Origin of the sequence: Polynucleobacter sinensis, assembly GCF_001595985.1 — a bacterium.
Lineage (GTDB): Bacteria > Pseudomonadota > Gammaproteobacteria > Burkholderiales > Burkholderiaceae > Polynucleobacter > Polynucleobacter sinensis.
This window is the reverse complement of record NZ_LOJJ01000004.1, coordinates 15,135-30,422: the sequence shown is the minus strand read 5'-3', so window position 1 is coordinate 30,422 and position 15,288 is coordinate 15,135. Positions and strand designations below refer to the sequence as shown.

Below are 15,288 nucleotides of genomic sequence, written 5' to 3'. Positions count from 1 at the left end.
CTAACTACTCCCAAGCCAAGCTCAATGCAGTGGCAAGGAAACTAAATGAACGCCCTAGAAAAACACTAAACTATCAAACACCGGCAGAACGTTTTGCTCAATCTGTTGCGTTGACCGGTTGAATCCAAGGGTAATACAGGCTATTGAGCAGTTGCGTGGAACAAATACAAGAAAGCTTATAGAAGCAGACAGTAAGGCTGCAGATAACTACCCGAGCAAGAAGCGGGCTCAGCAGGAGCTGCGGGCTGCTTGAAGCGCAAAGGCTATTTAAAGTAGCACTTATCTATCCAAAGCCTTCTGCAAATAGGGATCATCAGCCCTTCGAGTTGGTAGCCACTGTTTATAGTCGCTAGGCACATTTGCTAGCTGACGCTATTTGTTGTTGCCAATTGCTGCTGCCCCGTTTTAATCTTTTGCCTGGCTCGTTCAGCCTTAACCGCCTCTTGATCTCGCTTGACACGATCCTTCATGGATTTAAGCCTGGCTTGCTCTGGGCTTAAGGGTTTAATTGGGGCTATTTCATCGAATCTCATGGGTTCTGTCCTTAGCTAATCTGTAGCGGTTGATGCGGTACGTTACTAGAGCCAAAAATTGCCTTGAATAGTGCATATGCCTGAGCTTGATTTTGAGCGTAGAGAATCGTTTCTACCCACAAGCCTGACGCATTGACCGTTGCTTTATATCGTTTCATATAGATATTTAGCTTTTCTTAGTTTTGGCACTCTAGTTAGTGCAATTAATTAATAACTTGGAATTTAACTTTCTTATCAATAGTTTTGAAAACATCCTCGGCTACAAAATCCGGGTTTTCTAAGAGAATTAATTTATCCGTCCAATAGTGTGCGTGCTCCATTGCACCTAAAAGCATATTAGAAAAAGACATTACTTCGAAATTGCCCGATTCACAGTGTTCATCATCATCTATGGCGTAAGAGCCGGTGTAGCTTAGCCCAACATGGACCTTAATTTTTTTTTCATCAGCATCAAAATACGAGCAGCAGGAGCCCGCTTCATGGTTCATTCGACCTAAAACTTTGAGTACATCAATTTCATCGGTTTTGTCTAGGTTGACCGGTAGAGTTATGAATGCTTTCGCATAGAGTTTATTTTGGTTTGCAATGAGTTTTATTGGAATAAATCTTTCATCATCTTTTTCGGAGTACTTAAAATCTTCTTCAATAATTTCTAATTCACCATCTTTTCTGGACTTGGTGAATCCTTCTCTGGAAGACGTATTTGCACATAGTTGTTCGAAATTGATTCTGTAGGCCTCTGTAATCCAATTGATAATTTGCATGACATTTCCCCATTAAAAATCTCTATTGGATTTATATCAGCTGAGTTAGCTCATGTCCAGTAGCATTGGTTTGTACCAAAGTAATTCAATATCGAATTTAAGCGTTACTTCAAGTAACGCTTGTGTCGCTATCTACCTGTTTTTATTGAAGTTCATTTTTAATGCACCACTGGCTTTCTCAATAGCTACATCAAGGCTACCAGCTTCAGTCTCTGACTTGAGTAAGTCTAGTACAGCTATTAAGTCAGTCATATTTGCCGCACGGATGGATGTTTTTTCTGGAACAATCTCAATACGTTTGCTTCCGTAAAAAACTGATAGACATAAAGAGCCGTCACTAGACATAAACCACCAGGGCTTGATGCGTTTTGGACGTTCAATGCTCTTATAGTTACCTTCTACGTCTTTAACAGTGACCCTACGTTTTACGACAAAGTGGGTATGTTCAATCTGGCTCCTAGCTAATTGGATCTGCTCCCAAAGTTTATTGCTTAGCTTATTGCGTCTTTGCTGTACCGGCGACATAGATCTTGGTCTTACAGCGTTTACAAATAGCAGATTACTCAAGGTATTTGGTGTGCCCATAGGACTCTCCTTACAAAAGTGGGGTATATCCGCAATGTATGGCTGATCAAGGGTTTAGGGCGACCTCTATTTGGTGTTCTGTGAAATTCAGAGCATTTTGGACAGAAAAAATGCGGTCTTTCTTATCAAGAGATAAATATTTTTGTGAGTTGCTCGGTTGCGACAGAGTGGGTTACCGAGGTAAGGGAAAAACGTTACTAGCTGAGTAAGTGGTAGCTAATGGAGTTAAGTGAGTCACTTAGTGGCAAATGAATAACTCTGACTAGCAACACAAAAGCACTTCTCTCTAATGAGAGAAGCAACTAATCACTAAGTAACGATCTTTTGAGATCTCTTCTTCTAGTAACTAACGTAGAAACTAAAACCAAGCGACTTGCAACATCACTCATCTAAAAGGAGATAAAAATGAGAGAAATTGCAGTCAGAATGTTTATTAATGAAAAATTTGCTGGAAGCTATGGAAATATGGTGTTTAATCGCGCTGCTTATAACGGCTCAATCGAACTACATAACCCTATGCAAAAGTATTTAGTGGATTTTTATAGCTACATCCATTGGGAAAACCGTGCTCAGACACAAGAGCAAATAGATATCGTCAATGAGCTGATTAATACAGACTTACCTAAAGCGCCCAATATCCTGATGTCATGGATACTGCATTGGGATAGGGATGCAAAGATTAAACAAACAGTGCCGGGATTCTGTGCGTATTTGCCAGATAGCGGGGAAATGCATTTGCGTATTGGCGATGAGCAGCGGGGGACAAAAGGGAGTTGGGACTTGTCAGTGCGCCACTGCAAAAACGCAGGGCCAAAGCTTCCCGTGTTTATTGCTACTAATGTGGATTTAACAGTTTGGCAACAATAGCGAATACATAAAATTGTTAAGAAACCCCTCAAAAAAGCCTGCTGAACGCGGGCTTTTTGCATTCTTAAGCATGGTTAGCTGAGATTGCATAAACGCAGTACAGCGTGGATTTGAGGTGTTTTTAGTGGTGTGTCAAAAACCCACAGTATTTGCATATAAACCCCTCAAATTCTTAGTCAATTTGTTGTCTAGATCTCACATAAAACAGCTAAATATTAAGCGTAGTGTGCATATAAGAAAAATATGCTTTTCTTTTGTGAATGATGCAAGTCGTTGATTCTTGGAAGATCTTGGAAGTCCATGGTTTCGCTAAGAATCATTGGGTAAAGATGACAAATCATAAGAATTCAACTAAATCTCTTGGCAAATAGAGGTCGACCATTAGCCCATAAGAAAACAAACTACATACATGTTTTTTATTAACTACAAAGGAAAAATAGATGGCACAAGCTAAAACATTGACACCTCAAGAGCTAGATAAAGTATTGGCATACGTAAGTACTAAGAAGTACCCTGAACGGGATAGGGCGCTGATATTGACCAGCTGTTATTCCGGGCTTCGCGTTGCCGAAATAGCCAGTTTAAAAATGCGGGACGTTGTGAATGAAGATGGCACGATTCGCAATGAAGTACGTTTAAGCGCAGCGCAGACTAAGGGTGGGCAACCTAGAACGGTATTTTTACCTAAGAAATTACAAGATGAATTAGCGATTTATTTGGCCACTCGCTATGCCAAGTTTCCAGATGTACCGTTCTTTCATACTGCTAAAAGATTGGGATTCTCGGCAAACTCTTTGTGCCAATGGTTCTTTTGGGCTTATCGCAATGCCGGAATCGCGGGGGCTTCCAGTCACAGTGGGCGCAGAACCTTCATTACTACGCTAGCAAACAAAGGTATCTCTGTAAGGGTATTGGCTGGATTGGCGGGGCACAAATCGATTGCTGTAACTCAGAAATATATCGACGTCAATCCAGATCTCATGCGTAATGCGGTTGAGTTGATCTGATAACCATTATTATGAGAAGTACTAATCAGGACTTTTTTTCAAAAAAGAAAAATCATCATAATGATATTTTGCTTCTATACCTGGCCTAAGCATTTCGGCAATTTGTAAATATCCGTCTACATAATCATCGGCTTGAACCTCAACTATTCTTGCACCTAAATCAGATAACATGGTTCTGATGCATTGTTGACTAACTGATTTAATCTTATTTGGCAATTCAATTGAGTAATAACTAATCCCACCAATATTAGATGGATGCTGTGCTTGTAAGCTAGCTTTTTCAGAAATTAACCACCATAAGATAATTTCAGAGAAGTCTAAACCAAGGCCTATGATGTGAATCTGATCTTTAAGAAATACGTCTACCCATGAGTAAAGTTCACAATTTTTCTCAAAGTTAAAGTTTGGTTTTTTACCCATTAGCGGTGAGCGGACAGGTTCATTCATGTGCGCAAACTGGATTCCTTTATAAAGATAGTCCTTCACTTGCCCCATATACTTTGCATACTGGTTATACCCCAGCAACATAGAGCTAGGTTTTTCAACGTCACCATGTATTTTCCAAAAAACTTTCTTACCATCCGTCTTCGCTCTAAATAGTGAGTGATATTTTTCTGATACTTTTTGAAATTTAGGTGTGAATGGGTGTTTATAGCCAACGCCGCCATCTACTGAGCGGTTGTAGTTAGTTGTAAGTATATTTCTTGCTAATCCACTATAGATATCAGTTAAACGATTTCCTAAGCCACTTTTTGACAGAAGTTGCGCGACATCTTTTATTAATTCATTAGGATCTTTTCCATCCCTAATTAGTTGCAGCCTAATTTTCTCAAATACTAAAGGTAATGGTTTCTGGTTTAGGTCATAGACTGGTACCGAGAATCGTTCTGATAATTTATTTAAAATATCCTCCCACGATAAGCCACCAAAAGTTGGTTCTAAAGAGCGTGTGATTCCATTGCCAAGTAAAACTGTATTTTTAATAGCCATTTCTTATCCTTAACTTTAATAACACTTATTCAATTGATGGGAACTTCAGTCTTGCCGCGTTGTAAACCAGTCTCTCCGCCTGCTCTTTATATCTACTGGCAGCCATTTGACGTCTTTGCTTCTCTTGCTCTGCGCTATTAGATTCTTGAACTTTTCTACCAAGGTGGATTTCAGCTAGTTTCGCTCTTTGCGCTAGTTGATAGAGCTGAATATCAGGGTTGCGGTAAAGGATTTCTGCAACGTCTACTAGGATTGGGATGGTTTTATGTTGTAGCTTAGTAGTTTCGAGTTGGACTAAAGCAGTACTTTGAGCCCTCACGTCCAAGTTCTTGCCATCATGATGTTCGTCTAAGAGCTTGTTAATTTGCTCAAGTATGGTCACTCGTCGTAAATTCAATGGAATGTCGAGAATTAAGAAATTTTTTGGTTCGACTTCTAATTTATTTAAAACTTCAGCCTGGTCAATTGCGCGAACTTTAGAGTATTGATGCCGCTCGCTAAAAATGCGCTTACCGATATTTCCCCACCATTGTGCCCACGAGACATTTACATCTCCGAATAAGGCATAGGTATCTGCAAGAGCGTGGTTTTTACCGCCTTTTGAACAACATTCTAGGTATTCATTGCTGGCATTAAGACAGCGCCACCATTCGTAGTACAGCGTATCTTTGGCTTTGCGCCAATCATCTACTGTTGAACGACCTTTGCGAAGTCCGCCGGGAATCTCTTTATAGAGCCCCAATTTTTCATCTGACATATGAGCCTATATTTAAATGACGCACTAAAAATAGATATGAAAAGTATAAGCACAATTCTTATCTACTTTGATTAGCGTTTACCCCTTAATGGGACATTAACAAAACTGACATAAATCAACTGTTCATCCGAAAAAGACCCCTATTTTTATAGACTCATATAGCGAAATAACTCGCATAACAATGGAGAAACAAGATGAAAAAGAATGGAAAGTTATTAGTAGAGCAAGTGTTATCAGAAGGGGATTTACTGGCACAGCAGCAAGTTGATTTTTACGATAACTACATTGTGAAAGCAAACGACGTTTTATATGGGCTATTGGCTGATTTAATGCGATATAGCGATCAGGTTCTGGGGTCTGACTATAAGCTAGAAATTCTATCCAAAATGCGCAGTACTTTATCAACCAAGCACCATATCAAAGTTCAAAAAAATACCCCAGATCTGACCATTATTGTGAAATATGTAGTGCGCACTAATCGTAAAAATGCGCACGTTTATGCCAGAGTGCTTGATATGGCTTATAGACAGGATGTAATGGCTGATGAGCTAGAAGATTTCATACGCCAAAACGGAGGAATTGACCGTATTCGCGAAAGTAATGTGAATTTAGAAGGCGTACAAAAGCGCAAAAGTGAAGATGAGGGTAGGACAAAGCTTGTGAAAGCACTTTTAAACATAAAAGCTGAAACGCCTATGGCTGAGTTTAGGATTCCAGGCGAATGGACCAGTCAAGTACATGATTCGCATGGTGTTGGCTCATTTCTATATCCCATTTGCGCCAAAGTTGATGGAATTTACAAAGTAGTAGGGATTGTTCCTATGGATTATGAGTTTGAGGAGCAAATTCTTAAACGGGTAATAGTGGACATTGGCAGCAAAGGGAGTTATTCAGAAATTGAAAAACAGCAATTTGCAAAAGCAAAAGAGATGATTTCGCCTGCTTATCAACTCAAGATACAAGAGGAGCGCGATAGGGTTGATGAACAACGTCGAGCCAAAAAGCTGACTCTCCAGCCGCTACCAATGGCTGCATGAAACAAGTGTTACTTGCAGTAACGGTGCCACCTTCGGGTGGCATTTTCGTTAAAAGCTATCGATTAACAAACTTGATTCGAATTGATTGTTCATCCGAAAAACAGGTCAAAACGCCTATCTTACGTATATGGGTTACCGCACTTGGTGGCTCTCAACTAAAGGAGAATTAAATGAGTAATAAATCTTATGTAATTGCAGTCAATATGATTCCTTATGGCATCAAGATGGTAGTTAAATCTACGACAGATTTTGTAGATGCGATTGTTAATGAATTTGAGAGGTTGGTAAATAGTGATCATGAAAAAGCCGATGGTTACCACTTAGTGCTTAAAGCAAAGCTGTTACGTGAAGATGCATTTTTTAATAAACATCCTAAGGCAGCGCACGTTCAGAAAGAAAGATGGGGTAAGTTTTGCGATCTTTGCGTTGATTTTGCCGCTCTTAATACGGTTTTATACAAAGAGCCGATATATCTAGTGCATCCGGAGCAATTTGATGAGCAGCGTGCTCGCGGCTTATTGGATCTGTCGTCTGCTGGAGGGGTAGATCTGATTCCAGAGGTTCCTGTAATGCGATTAGCAGCTTAGTAATAGATGCCACCTTCGGGTGGCATTTTCTATCGGTTTCGGCAATTAACAGAGTTGATTTGAATTAGTTATTCATCCGAAAAGTAGGTCGAAACGAATATCTTACATATATGGGCTGTCGCTCTTGAGAGCCTTAATTAAATAGGAGAAGTTGAAATGAGCATTGAGAAAATGTTGTCTATTAGCCTGGCAAATCTTGATGTAGATTGCACTATCGAGGTTCCAGTAGATATGTTCTTTGAGCTGCTTGAAAACACACCAGATTTGGTTGGGCGGTTTGGTTTTGAGAGTTCTATGAGTCAGTGGCTTGAAATGCTGTCTATGGTTAAGGCTGAATATAAAGAAGTTGGAAATTGTGATTGGTCCAAAGCTAATGCCGATGAAGAAGTTTTCTTAAGACGCTGTCAAATCGTTGTGGCTCTTGGGGCGCATTTGAAAGATATTCCCTTAATGTTATCCGGAAAAGGTTTGGTAGATTTTATTGAGGATATGGGCGGCATAGAGGTCACCGAACAGGTTTTGAATGGCTCTCTACCCATAGAAAACTTTGCTTAAGTTTTAGTGCCACCTTCGGGTGGCATTTTTGTTTATATCTATTGATTAACAAACTCGATTTGAATTGATTGTTTACCCGAAAAGTAGGTCAAAACGCCTATCTTAGGTATATGGGTTATCAATCTTGATGGCCTTCAATAAAAAAGGAGAAATGCATGTGTAATTGCAAACATACGGCAGCAGACTTTAAATTAGCAAGTGAAGCACCATTTAACTCCACTCTTATAGAGGTGGATTCTGAGTGGATGGAAATTGGATTGCAAGATGTTGAATATATGGAAGAGAATTTCCTGGATACCTTCTCAATTCCAGAGAAAGAGATTCGAGAGTCAATCCCCGTGGGAATGATGGCTAAGGTGATTGTTGATTGGGGAATTGAGGATGTTCCAAATGAGCGATTTTGGTTTGAGGTCACTTCATCGCAAGTAGATGATGTGGGCAACTTGGCGTACTTTGGAGTTTTGCGTAATGACACCATTGTTGCCCCTTGGGGTGCAATGATGGGCCCTATCTACGCCTGGAATATCTGTGATGTTGATGCAGAGGAGTACTTTAATCGAAATACAGTTGGATGTTCCTGTGATCGGTGTCAGCAGATCGAATTAGCTACATAGTGCTTGATAAGTGGTTGCTATAGCAACCACTTATCTTGATTGCATGGCTATTAACAAACTTGATTTAAATCGCTTATTCAGCCGAAATTTAAGCTACCAAAACTAATATAGAACCTGTGAATTATCGCAGTGATAGTTCGCAATTAAGGAGAATTAAATGAGCACTATTTTTCATTACACAAAAGGTTATAATTTGTTTGATATTTTGATGTCACAAGAAATTAAAACAGAGGCAGTTACTGGGGTAAGGTTGCAACTTTCGATAACTAATTTTGCTTGGTTTACAGCAGAAGAGCGTTTTCCAAGAACTGCATTGCCTCACGTTCCAAAAATGCCAGAAACAAATCTTCAATTACATTTGGGCACAGAAAAACCTCATGTTGACATGCTAAAGCTAGCAGGCTATGTCGGTGGCATCTGGCGTTTTAAATTTAATAGATCTGAATTTAAATCTATTAAAACTTGGATTGGTAGCTACCATCGTCAGAAGTTACTTAAGTCACCTATTGGCAAAATCAATGAGATAGTTGCTAAGAAGGCAGGGGATAAGCAAGAGTTATGGTTTATTTCATCAAAAGCTGTTTCCATCGCTGGCATGACTTTGCAACAACTAACACCGCAAGGTTGGGTGGATAGAGCTGATTTTAAGAATCAGGGCGGGATTGTTGTTGTGGCTGATGCTGGAAAAGCTGATATTTCTAAGATCATGACTGATAGCTATCTTCAGCGAATCAAGATGGGGATGCCGGTGCTTGAATTCCCTATTGCAGCTTAATTGCTTCCACACCGACACTGACCACCCGCAGACCCCCTGTTTATATGGCTCTATCATGGGCTTCTGCTCTCATAACCAGAGAACCTAAACAGGACCTAAACATCACAAAATGAAGGTTTTTGATACTAAAGGTGAGGTTTGGTCATTTAAGCGTTACTTTAAGTAACGCTGGGCATGCTAAAAAGTGTGTAGGCAATTACTGCACATTTTTAATGGTGATATTGAATGGTTGTAGTCTTAGGGGCTACTTTCGGCCTTGAATTCAACCGATCGATGCAACACACTACAAACTGCGTAAGCGCAAGGAGTGTTGCTCATGAAACAACGACCTCGAATCTATTACACGGCCACCCAGAAGGCTTTAATGTGGGAGCGGTGGCAAAAAGGCGATAACCTTCATCAGATAGCGCAGTTATTTGATCGGGGTCACTCCTCTATCCAGCGTATTTTGGCTGAAAGTGGTGGCATCAGACCGCCAGAGCGAACTCGATCCGTTTTAGCGCTAACTTTGGCTGAGCGAGAAGAGATCTCCCGCGGCCTAGCAACGGGACAATCCCTTCGCTCCATCGCTCAGCTTTTAGGTAGATCGCCCTCTACGGTTAGTCGGGAGGTTAAGCGTAATGGTGGCGCCAAAGACTACCGATCAGCTGGGGCTGATGGAGCCACTTTCGACCGGCACCACGGTCGCGCCCAGCAGCTCCATGCGCTGGACGTTGGGGCTTTGCCGACGGATATCCTCACTGCCCATGTAGATCACGCATTCCAGGCCATAGCGCGCGCAGATCGTTGCAGTGGCAACGCCGTGCTGGCCCGCGCCTGTCTCGGCGATGATGCGTCGCTTGCCCATGCGCTGGGCAAGCATGGCCTGCCCGATCACGTTGTTGATCTTGTGCGCGCCGGTGTGGTTGAGGTCTTCCCGCTTGAGGAAGATGCGCGCACCGCCCGTTTGTTCGCTGAGACGCCGGGCGTAGTACACCGGAGAGGGGCGGCCAACGTAGTCAGCCAGTTCCTCCTGAAACCCGACGACGAAATGGGGGTCATCGCGGTAGAACAGATAGGCCTGCTGCAGTTCTTCCACCGCTTGAGCCAGCGTCTCGCTGATGAAGCTCCCCCCGTAGCGGCCGAAGAATCCGTCGGCGTCCGGTTGGTTGTAGATCGACTCAGTTTTCATGATGTCGCCTCCATGTGTCCGGTCATCGCAGCCGTGCCCGCACACGTGGTCGCTTCTGGCGACAGGAGAGCCGCAACGCGCGCGACGATGTCGTCAATCTGCGCTTCGTCGCAGATCAGGGCAGGCAGCAGCCGGATGGTGGAGTTCCGGGTCACCGTGATAAGCAGGCGATGCTCGCTCAAGGCACGGCCGACCAGCTCCTTGCAGTCCCGGTTCAGTTCGATTCCCACCATCAGGCCCAGGCCCCGGATCGTGACAACCTCGGGGTGGCCGGCCAGCGCGTCACGCAAACCGGAAAGCAAGCGATCTCCCAGCGTCGCGGCCCGCTTGGGCAAGTCGTCCCGCGCCATGATGTCGAGTACGGTGTAACCCACGCGGCAGGCCAACGGATTGCCGCCGAAGGTCGTGCCGTGCTGGCCGGGCGACAGCAGATCGGCCACTTCTCCGCGTGCCAGGCAGGCGCCGATGGGAAAGCCATTGCCCAGTGCTTTGGCCACCGTCATGACGTCGGGGACAATGCCGGTGTGCTGGTGCGCGAACCACGCGCCGGTGCGGCCCATGCCGCACTGGATTTCATCGAGCATGAGCAACCACCCCTGCTGATCGCACAGCGTGCGCAAGGCCCGCAGGTACGCCGCGTCGGCAACGCGAATGCCGCCTTCGCCCTGCACGGGTTCGATCAGTACCGCCACGATGTCGCACGACTGCTCGGCCATCCGGTGCACCGCGTCGATATCGTTGAAGGGCACGCGCAGAAACCCGGGCAGCAACGGCTCGAAGCCCTGCTGTTTGGCTGGGTTGTCGGTCGCGGTGAGCGTGGCGATGGTGCGGCCATGGAAGGCGTTCTCCATCACCAGGATCTGCGGCTGGGCCACTTGCTTGTGGTGGCCGTACAGCCGTGCCAGCTTCAACGCAGCTTCGTTCGCTTCCGCACCGGAATTGCAGAAGAAACCCTTCTCCATCCCCGTCAGTGCGCACAGACGCTCGCCCAGTTGCTCCTGCCAGTCAATGCGAAACACGTTGGAGGTGTGCAGCAGCGTGCCCGCCTGCTCGGCGATGACCTGGGCGATTTCCGTGTTCGCATGCCCGAGGCTGGTCACGGCGACGCCGGCAATGGCATCCAGGTATTCGACGCCCTGCTGGTCCCAGAGGCGCGCGCCGCTCCCCCGCGTGAAGGAGACGGGTTGGCGGGCATAGGCCCGCATCAAGTAGGAGGGGTTGGTCATGATCGTTCCTTGGGCTCGGCGAAAGCGCACGTCAGGTGCCCGAAGTCCGCCGTGATGTCGTGGATGAAGATTTCCTCTGGCTCCGGCTCGAAAGACCATCGCGGGAGCACAAGCTCCTTGGCTTGTGCCAGCTCGGTAATACGCAAGGCGCGAACGACATGCTCACAGGCCATTGCAGCGGCGGCTTCCAACGCCACTCCGTTTAGCCAGTGCCCGCTCAAGCAGGCGCTGAACAGGTCGCCCGTACCGGCCAGTGCAACAGCGACACGCGGATGCCTGATCAAATGCACTTGCCGTTCGGTCACCACGACGATCCACATCTCATCCGGCGTCCAGGCATCTGGAACTGCGCTGGTCACGGCGACCCATTCGGTACGCCCGGTAAGCAAAGACCTTGCTGCGGACACCACGCCCTTGAGGTCGTCCGCAGGCATGCCCGTCAGGCAGGCCAGTTCAAAAGCGTTGGGCGTCAAACCGTTTGCCAGTGCGGTGAACCCGCCTCTGTAAACGTCAGCGATCCCGTCGGCGCTGTAGATCCCATGCTCCTGATCGCCGATCACGGGGTCGATGACAACGCGCAGGTGGGGCCGATTCGCGAGCAAGGTCTCGATCCAGGCACGCAGCGCTATCGCCTGGCCGGCGTTTCCGAGATACCCCACTTGGACGGCACGCAGCGCATTCAACGCACCACGCGCGCTCAAGTCCTGCAAGTAGCCGTCGAACCACTCGACAGGGAGTGCGCCGCCGTGGATCGAGGGATAGCTCGGGATGTTGCTCAGTACCACGGTCGGCACGGCAGCCACGGTCAGGCCAAGGGCTTCCAGCGTGGGCACGGCAGCATTGTTTCCAACGCGCCCATAGACCACCTGCGATTGCACTGAAACAACGTCGATCTTGAGCGGCTGTCTGTCCTCGGAAAATGACGCTGCTCTCATGGCCGGCCTCGTTGGGAATCTGGTTCAACCGCATCAAGCCAACGAGAGAGCACCGCAGAAGCTGCTGCCGGCAACTGGGCCTGCAGCGCATGGGCTCGGGCGCGAAGTTCGAGCAGGTCGATCCCCGATTGCGCGAGTTCACAGCTATGGCCGACCAGCCAGCGTTCGATTCGCCGCGCATCTGCTTCCAGATGGAACTGGAGTCCGAGGACATGATGCCCGAGGGCAAATGCCTGGTTGGAGCAGACGTCCGTAGCCGCCAGGCGCACTGCACCCGTCGGGATGTCGAACTGGTCGCCGTGCCAGTGCAGCACAGGTACATCGCCGAGCGCTCCCAGCGGGGAGTTCTGTCCTTCCGCTGTCAGGTTCAAGGGGGCATAGCCGATTTCCTTGATGCCCATTGGTGCGACATGAGCGCCCAGTGCGCGGGCGATCAACTGCGCCCCAAGGCAAATACCCAACAGCGCTTTCCGGCTCTCCAGTCGCTTGTGCAACAAGTTCAACTCGTCGGCGATGAACGGGTAAAGCGCCTCATCGAAGGCACCGATCGGGCCGCCGAGCACGACCAGCAAATCCGGGGTCACGACATCGACCGTGCGCAGGTCATCGACCGTGGCATCCACATAGCGGATGGCGTAGCCTCGGGCTTCAAGCAAGGACTCCAGCGTACCCAGGTCCTCGAAGCAGACATGGTGAATGGCGATGGCGGTCTTCATGACGGCGGTTCCTCAGCGGTTGAACCCGCAGGCCAGTAGTGGCTGTCAGGGGTACTGCGGGCACCAAAAATGGCCTGGCCGACGCGCACGACGGTGGCGCCTTCCTCGATGGCGATCTCGAAGTCACCGGACATGCCCATGGACAGTTCTTCCAGCCCAATGCCCACTGGTGCGCATTCGCGCAACTGATCGCGCAGGTTTCGCAGCAGGACGAAGCACTGCCGCACGCGCTCGGCTTCGCTGGAGAACAACGCCAGCGTCATCAAACCCCGCACACGCAAGGCTGTGAATGCCGGCAGTTCTTTGACGAACGACAACACCTCTTGCGGCTGCAACCCGTACTTGCTGGCCTCGCCGGAGGTATTGACCTGAACGAAGACGTCCAGCGAACGTCCCTCGACCTGCAGGCGGCGGTCCAACGCTTCAGCGACACGCAGGCTGTCGAGCGCCTGGAACTCCGTCGCAAAGGCGGCTACCAGTTTGGCCTTGTTGGTCTGCAGGTGGCCGATGACCGACCACTGAAGATCCGCCAGGTCTGCCATGGCAGTCCACTTGCGGTGGGCTTCCTGCACCTTGTTCTCGCCGAGCTGGCGGCAACCGGCGGCGTAGGCCAAGCGGATGTGCGCCTCATCAAAGGTCTTGCTGACAGGCAGCAGACGCACATTCGCGGGGTCGCGGCCGGCGCGGCGGGAGGCTGCGTCGATGCGTTCGCGCACCTTCACCAGATTCCGGCGGAAGTCCTTGACCGTGGTTGCCTGCGGGTACAGGCCGTGCTGGTCGTGACTGGTCTGCGTGACAGCCGAGGCTTGCATCAGTTGGCCGCTCCTTTGCTCGCTGCCGGTACAGCAGTGGGGGCCGCCTCGATCTGCGGCTTGGGACGCGAACACCGACCATTGAGCACGGCGTAGGCCACCAGGCCGATCAGCAGACCCCAGAAGGCACCGCCAATGCCCAGCATCTTGATGTTGGCCGCAGCGGCCAGGAAGGTGATCAGCGAGGCTTCCCGGGTCTTGGCATCGGCCATGGCGCTGGCCAGGCTGCCGCCGATGGTGCCCAGCAGCGCAAGGCCCGCCAGTGTGGTGATGAACGTTGCCGGGAACGCCATGAAAACGGCGGCCAGCGTCACGCCGAACACGCCGACGAGGATGTAGAACACGCCCGCTGCGATGCCGGCGATCCAGCGCTTGGACGGGTCTTCATGTGCCTCGCGCCCCGTGCAGATGGCCGCTGTGATCGCAGCGACGTTGAAGGCGTGCGAGCCGAACGGCGCCATCAGCAGCGAGCCCAGCCCGGTGACCGTCACGATGGGATTGGCACTGGTCTTGAACCCATCATTGCGCAGCACCAGCATGCCGGGCATGTATTGGCCGGTCAGGGTGATGAGGAACAGCGGCAATGCCACGCTCAGCAATGCGTTGAGCGAGAACGATGGCATGGTGAAGACCGGAGCCGCGAACTTCAGCGCCAGGCCGGACAGATCGACACGGTCCTGGATCAGCAGGAACGCCAGGCCCAACACCAAGATGCCGACCACGGCATAGCGTGCCGTGAACCGTTTCAGCACGACGTAGGCGACGATCAGCAGGCCTGCCAGCAGCGGATCGACGCTCATGCCGCCGAAGGCACCAATCCCGAACTGCAGCAGGATGCCCGCCAGCAGCCCGGCGGCCACACCGGGCGGAATCAGCCGGATGACCTTCTCGAAGTAGCCCGACAGGCCGAGCAGAACGAAAGCCGCTGCGGAAATCAGGTACGCACCGACCGCCTCCGCATAGGGCGTGGTTGCCAGCGCCGTGACGAGAAACGCCGCCGCCGGTGTGGACCAGGCCGTGATGATCGGCTCGCGGGCGATCCAGCTCAGCATGATCCCCGTCACCCCAACACCGATCGAAATCGACCACACCCACGAGGCCGTCAGCTCCGGGCTGAGGCCAGCCACTTTGGCGGCCTGGAACACCAGAATGAACGTGCCGCCGTAATTGACGATGACCGAAATCAGGCCGGCGACGACAGGGTGGGTGAGATCGCTCAGCCGTATGGATGAAGGTGGGGTTGCGGATGACATGGTTTTTTCATAACTCCTGCGGACTCGGTTCCAAGAACCTTTATTGGGAGTTATATTTTAACCTGAAAATGGCCTGTTGCGCCCCTCCACTTTCTTCGTGTCGT

Annotated in this window: 18 protein-coding genes and 3 pseudogenes; 9 read left to right on the top strand and 12 right to left on the bottom strand. The window is 48.8% G+C overall.

The genetic code is table 11. From position 1 onward, the window contains the following. A pseudogene (locus tag AOB49_RS12035) lies at window positions 1–122 on the top strand (IS30 family transposase); the annotation flags it as partial. Window positions 123–362: 240 nt separating this feature from the next. On the opposite strand, the gene AOB49_RS12165 reads toward AOB49_RS12035, so the two are convergent. The 4 genes from AOB49_RS12165 to AOB49_RS07185 form a co-directional block, all read right to left on the bottom strand. Next, entirely contained in the window at window positions 363–533 is a 171-nt protein-coding gene (locus tag AOB49_RS12165) for a hypothetical protein (protein ID WP_172793413.1), read from the bottom strand. A gap of 11 nt (window positions 534–544) precedes the next feature. Further along, entirely contained in the window at window positions 545–691 is a 147-nt protein-coding gene (locus AOB49_RS12160) for a hypothetical protein (protein ID WP_172793412.1), read from the bottom strand. Between the two features lie 45 nt (window positions 692–736). Then, window positions 737–1,297 carry a hypothetical protein gene (locus tag AOB49_RS07190; RefSeq protein WP_062309444.1) on the bottom strand — a complete coding sequence of 187 codons (561 nt, stop codon included), beginning with the start codon at window positions 1,295–1,297 and terminating at the stop codon, window positions 737–739. Between the two features lie 132 nt (window positions 1,298–1,429). Beyond that, complete coding sequence (locus AOB49_RS07185; protein WP_062309443.1) at window positions 1,430–1,882, bottom strand: DUF6641 family protein; 453 nt, start codon at window positions 1,880–1,882, stop codon at window positions 1,430–1,432. Between the two features lie 405 nt (window positions 1,883–2,287). On the opposite strand from AOB49_RS07185, the gene AOB49_RS12295 reads away from it, so the two are divergent. Further along, complete coding sequence (locus tag AOB49_RS12295; protein ID WP_062309441.1) at window positions 2,288–2,749, top strand: hypothetical protein; 462 nt, start codon at window positions 2,288–2,290, stop codon at window positions 2,747–2,749. 440 nt (window positions 2,750–3,189) lie between these two features. Next, window positions 3,190–3,756 carry a tyrosine-type recombinase/integrase gene (locus AOB49_RS07175; protein WP_062309440.1) on the top strand — a complete coding sequence of 189 codons (567 nt, stop codon included), beginning with the start codon at window positions 3,190–3,192 and terminating at the stop codon, window positions 3,754–3,756. A gap of 21 nt (window positions 3,757–3,777) precedes the next feature. On the opposite strand, the gene AOB49_RS07170 is transcribed toward AOB49_RS07175, so the two are convergent. Both AOB49_RS07170 and AOB49_RS07165 read right to left on the bottom strand, forming a co-directional pair. Then, a complete protein-coding gene (locus tag AOB49_RS07170) occupies window positions 3,778–4,746 on the bottom strand; it encodes an SIR2 family protein (RefSeq protein ID WP_062309438.1) in 969 nt (322 codons plus the stop codon). A gap of 25 nt (window positions 4,747–4,771) precedes the next feature. Further along, the gene (locus AOB49_RS07165; RefSeq protein ID WP_062309436.1) at window positions 4,772–5,503 is read right to left on the bottom strand and encodes a hypothetical protein; all 732 of its coding nucleotides are present in this window, start codon (window positions 5,501–5,503) and stop codon (window positions 4,772–4,774) included. Between the two features lie 194 nt (window positions 5,504–5,697). Between AOB49_RS07165 and AOB49_RS07160 the strand changes: the two genes are divergently transcribed. The 6 genes and pseudogenes from AOB49_RS07160 to AOB49_RS11890 form a co-directional block, all read left to right on the top strand. Beyond that, window positions 5,698–6,540, top strand: coding sequence for a hypothetical protein (locus AOB49_RS07160; protein WP_062309435.1), 843 nt, complete (start codon window positions 5,698–5,700; stop codon window positions 6,538–6,540). A gap of 170 nt (window positions 6,541–6,710) precedes the next feature. Then, the gene (locus AOB49_RS07155) at window positions 6,711–7,127 is read left to right on the top strand and encodes a hypothetical protein (RefSeq protein WP_062309433.1); all 417 of its coding nucleotides are present in this window, start codon (window positions 6,711–6,713) and stop codon (window positions 7,125–7,127) included. Window positions 7,128–7,283: 156 nt separating this feature from the next. Then, window positions 7,284–7,682, top strand: coding sequence for a hypothetical protein (locus AOB49_RS07150; RefSeq protein WP_062309431.1), 399 nt, complete (start codon window positions 7,284–7,286; stop codon window positions 7,680–7,682). 155 nt (window positions 7,683–7,837) lie between these two features. Further along, window positions 7,838–8,296, top strand: a complete 459-nt coding sequence (locus AOB49_RS07145; protein WP_062309429.1) for a hypothetical protein — start codon at window positions 7,838–7,840, stop codon at window positions 8,294–8,296. Window positions 8,297–8,453: 157 nt separating this feature from the next. After that, on the top strand, window positions 8,454–9,071 hold the full coding sequence (locus AOB49_RS07140; RefSeq protein ID WP_062309427.1) for a hypothetical protein: 618 nt from the start codon (window positions 8,454–8,456) through the stop codon (window positions 9,069–9,071). A gap of 316 nt (window positions 9,072–9,387) precedes the next feature. Further along, a pseudogene (locus AOB49_RS11890) lies at window positions 9,388–9,753 on the top strand (helix-turn-helix domain-containing protein); the annotation flags it as partial. Here AOB49_RS11890 and AOB49_RS07135 read toward each other — a convergent pair. The 6 genes and pseudogenes from AOB49_RS07135 to AOB49_RS07110 all read right to left on the bottom strand — a co-directional run. Continuing rightward, window positions 9,730–10,242: pseudogene (locus AOB49_RS07135) on the bottom strand (pyridoxal-phosphate dependent enzyme); the annotation flags it as partial. The pseudogenes AOB49_RS11890 and AOB49_RS07135 sit on opposite strands and share 24 nt — an antisense overlap. Continuing rightward, window positions 10,239–11,468: an aspartate aminotransferase family protein gene (locus AOB49_RS07130; protein WP_052813588.1), complete on the bottom strand. Its 1,230-nt coding sequence runs from the start codon at window positions 11,466–11,468 to the stop codon at window positions 10,239–10,241. The gene AOB49_RS07130 and the pseudogene AOB49_RS07135, both read right to left, overlap by 4 nt. Next, window positions 11,465–12,403 (bottom strand): pyridoxine/pyridoxal/pyridoxamine kinase, encoded by a 939-nt coding sequence (gene pdxK, locus AOB49_RS07125; protein WP_071222559.1) that lies wholly within the window; start codon window positions 12,401–12,403, stop codon window positions 11,465–11,467. The genes AOB49_RS07130 and pdxK overlap by 4 nt, the downstream gene beginning before the upstream one ends. Beyond that, entirely contained in the window at window positions 12,400–13,119 is a 720-nt protein-coding gene (locus tag AOB49_RS07120) for a glutamine amidotransferase (RefSeq protein ID WP_041111026.1), read from the bottom strand. The genes pdxK and AOB49_RS07120 overlap by 4 nt, the downstream gene beginning before the upstream one ends. Continuing rightward, the gene (locus AOB49_RS07115; protein ID WP_041111028.1) at window positions 13,116–13,931 is read right to left on the bottom strand and encodes a YggS family pyridoxal phosphate-dependent enzyme; all 816 of its coding nucleotides are present in this window, start codon (window positions 13,929–13,931) and stop codon (window positions 13,116–13,118) included. Before AOB49_RS07115 ends, AOB49_RS07120 begins: the two co-directional genes overlap by 4 nt. Beyond that, on the bottom strand, window positions 13,931–15,184 hold the full coding sequence (locus AOB49_RS07110; RefSeq protein ID WP_041111030.1) for a benzoate/H(+) symporter BenE family transporter: 1,254 nt from the start codon (window positions 15,182–15,184) through the stop codon (window positions 13,931–13,933). Before AOB49_RS07110 ends, AOB49_RS07115 begins: the two co-directional genes overlap by 1 nt. Window positions 15,185–15,288 lie beyond the last annotated feature (104 nt).